Origin of the sequence: Bradyrhizobium altum, from assembly GCF_020889705.1 — a bacterium.
GTDB lineage: Bacteria > Pseudomonadota > Alphaproteobacteria > Rhizobiales > Xanthobacteraceae > Bradyrhizobium > Bradyrhizobium altum.
On the sequence record NZ_JACMYP010000483.1, the window covers coordinates 1 to 2996 of the forward strand.

Annotated in this window: 4 protein-coding genes; all 4 read right to left on the reverse strand. The window is 65.4% G+C overall.

Going from position 1 to position 2996, the window contains the following annotated elements:
- On the reverse strand, positions 1-644 hold a 644-nt coding region (locus H8B02_RS46560; protein WP_229172414.1), incomplete at its 3' end, for a UPF0149 family protein.
- Positions 641-2191 (reverse strand): IS66 family transposase, encoded by a 1551-nt coding sequence (gene tnpC / locus H8B02_RS46565; RefSeq protein ID WP_229172415.1) that lies wholly within the window; start codon positions 2189-2191, stop codon positions 641-643. The genes H8B02_RS46560 and tnpC, both read right to left, overlap by 4 nt.
- A 50-nt stretch (positions 2192-2241) precedes the next feature.
- Complete coding sequence (tnpB, locus tag H8B02_RS46570; protein ID WP_018273742.1) at positions 2242-2598, reverse strand: IS66 family insertion sequence element accessory protein TnpB; 357 nt, start codon at positions 2596-2598, stop codon at positions 2242-2244.
- Positions 2595-2996 (reverse strand): IS66-like element accessory protein TnpA (tnpA, locus tag H8B02_RS46575; RefSeq protein ID WP_229172416.1); only part of this gene is annotated, 402 nt, incomplete at its 5' end. The genes tnpA and tnpB, both read right to left, overlap by 4 nt.

Consider the following 2996-nt stretch of genomic DNA (forward strand, 5'->3'; position numbering starts at 1 on the left):
CCGCGCTTGAAGCGTATAGGCATCCAGAACTGGCGCAGGGCCTCGACAGTTGCTGGAATGTCGCGCCAGGCGTTTTGGACAATGGGCTGCGTTCCCAGCGTGCGCCGGGCCGGAGGTAGCAAGGGCCGACCGGCGTCGTCGATGCAATGGACCAAGATCGGCCGCAGCATAAGGTGTTCGGTTCCGTTCGGGGAGAGAAGCCGCGACCAGACGAGAAGCCGAAGCTTCATGACGGCGTAGAAGCCCATGCACCAGGGCTGCGGGTCGACTTCGCCGTCCGGTGATCGCACGAACAGCGGTTCGAAGCTCTCCGGTCTCGTCGACAGCGTCTCGCCGATTGCGTTGTGGCGCATCAGCGTGGCGGCGATCGCCGAGAACTCCTCGGTGTCGTGATTGAAGGCGTCGGGATCTACGCCGAGGAGCGGGCACACCCATTCCTCGGACGCCATCGAGACCGGCCCGGCGACGACCGCGGCCACCGCGCCGTCGAGCATGGAGAGCGACGTCGCCCGCGGATGCCGAAGCGTCGGCGACCTGGCGCGCTCGCTGATCCATCGCCCGAGCCGTTCGAACGACATGGCATAGTCCGCCATCGTCGTCTTGCGTGCTTTTCGCGTTCCCCGCCGTTGCTTCGGCTTCGTCATGCCACGGCTCGCTTTTCGGCTTCGCGTGCGGCCTTCCAGTTCCAGGCCAGAAGTTCGTGAAGCTGGTTGGTCTTCGTGGCGCCGCTCACCATGCGATCGAGAACGTCGACGAGATACGCCTCGGGGTCGAGGCCATTCAATTTCGCTGTGTTAAGAAGCGAAGCGAGTATCGCCCAGGTCTCGCCCCCGCCTTCGTCACCACTGAACAACGAGTTCTTTTTTCCGATCGCAATTGGCCTGATCGATCGCTCGACCGTGTTGGTGTCCGGCTCGAGCCGCCCGTCATCCAGGAATGCCGTCAGGCCCTGCCAGCGTTCGAGCATGTAGTCGATCGCCTTGATGAGCGTCGAGCGGCGGGAGATCCCGTCCTTCACCGCGATCAGACGGGCCCTCAACGCCTCCATCAGCGGCTTCGTCTCGGCCTGTCGCGTCGCGCGGCGTTCCCCAGCGTCGAGACCGCGGATCCTCTCCTCGATCGCGTAGACGGCCGCAACGCGCTCGATAACCTCTGCGGCGAAGGGTGAGTTCGTCGTCTTGTGCACCCTCACGAAGTTGCGGCGCGCGTGAACGAGACAATACGCCAGCTGGATCTGGCCCGACATCTTCGCATCGCCGGCCAGCGAGGCGTAGGCGGCATAGCCGTCGACTTGCAGCACGCCTTCGAAGCCGGCCAACTGCGCCACGATCTCCTTCTTGCCGCGACCGCCTGCGAACACGTAGGCGACCGCCGGCGGCGCCGGCCCCTTCCACGCCCGATCGTCCGTCGCGTGCGCCCAGAACTGGCAGATCCTCGTGCGGCCGCGTCCCGGATCGAGAACTGGCATCGGCGTCTCGTCGCAGAACAGCCGCTCGAAGCCATGCATGGTCTTCAGTTGCAGATCGTAGAGGCCCCTGACCAGCCACGCCGCGCTCCCCATCCAGCGCGCCAGCGTCTGACGGTCGACGACGACACCCTGGCCCGCCAGGATCTGCGTCTGGCGGTAGAGCGTCGATTGCCAGGCATATTTGGCCGCGGCGATATGCGCGATCAGCGCCGTCGTCGCCATGCCGCCCTCGACGAGCCGCGCCGGTGCCGGGGCCTGGACAATCGGGCCCTCACAGGAGCGGCAGGCGTATTTTGGGCGGATCGTGCGGAGCACACGCAGCCACGCGGGAACCCGATCGAGCGCTTCGCTGCTCTCCTCGCCGATCCGATGCATCTGACCCGTGCAGCACGGGCACAGCGTGGACGCCGGCTCGATCACCCGCTCGACCCGGGGCAGATGCGCCGGCAGCGCGCCGATGTTGCGCCTCGCTTTGCGCCGCTTCGGTCTCGGCGCGTCCGGTTTGTCGTCATTGGCCGGAGGCTGCGCGCCCGCGGTCCGTTCCAGATCGAGCGCGATCTGTTCAGCGCAGACGATTGCCGAGCGCTCCGATCGCGCGCCGAAGATCAGGCTCTTCAACGTGGCGATCTCTGCGCGCAGATCGTCGTTCTCGCCTTCGAAAGCCAGCACCATCTCGGCGAGAGCCGCAGGGTCAGAGGGGAGATCTTCAAGGCGAAGCGCCATATCGCAGAGCTACACGAACACACTCGCAATCGCCAGCAAAACAAGACGATTCAGGCAACTTTCGTCGGCCGCTTCGTCACCTTCGGGACCACACGCGACCACTCCGCAAGACCTTCAATCAGCATCGCCAGTTGCGCCCCCGTCACCGGCATCGTACCCTCGCGAACAGGTGGCCAGGCGAAGCCCCCATTCTCGAGCCACTTCGTCGCTAGAACCATTCCCGAGCCGTCAAAAACCAGTAGCTTCAAACGATCCGATCGCTTCGATCGGAAGACATAAACGTCGCCGCTGTAGGGCTTGCCGCCTAATCCCTCCGCTACCAGCGCGACCAGGCCATGAACGCCTTTGCGAAAGTCAATCGGCTGCGTCGCGACAAACACACGGACCATTGGACCAAACGAGATCATTGCGTCGACCTCACCGCCGCCAGCACGCGCTCCAGCGTCGCGGCGTCGACGCCGACGGGCACGCGCACCGTCGCGCCCGCGATCATCACCTCGATCCGCTCGGCCGGACTCACCAGAACATGCGCCTTATCGATCGCGTTCGGCTGCGCCTCGACGGCGGTGTCGAGCCTGACTTGCACGAACTGCGGCGCTTCGCTCGACGCGAGCCGCGCCTGGCGCCGCCACACACTGAGCAGTCCCCGGTTGACCCGGTTGCGTCGAGCCACCTCGGAAATGCTCGTCTCCGGATCGGCGCTCTCGGCCACGATCCGCGCCTTCTCCGCATCGCTCCAACTGCGCCGTCGCCTCTCCCCCGTGATCACCTCGATCCGCTGATAGGAGGCGGCATCATGCCTGTC

Excerpts from the sequence above, each read along its gene's own strand:
- tnpC (WP_229172415.1), bottom strand. The coding sequence starts at position 2,191 with ATGGCGCTTCGCCTTGAAGATCTCCCCTCTGACCCTGCGGCTCTCGCC.
- tnpB (WP_018273742.1), bottom strand. The coding sequence starts at position 2,598 with ATGATCTCGTTTGGTCCAATGGTCCGTGTGTTTGTCGCGACGCAGCCG.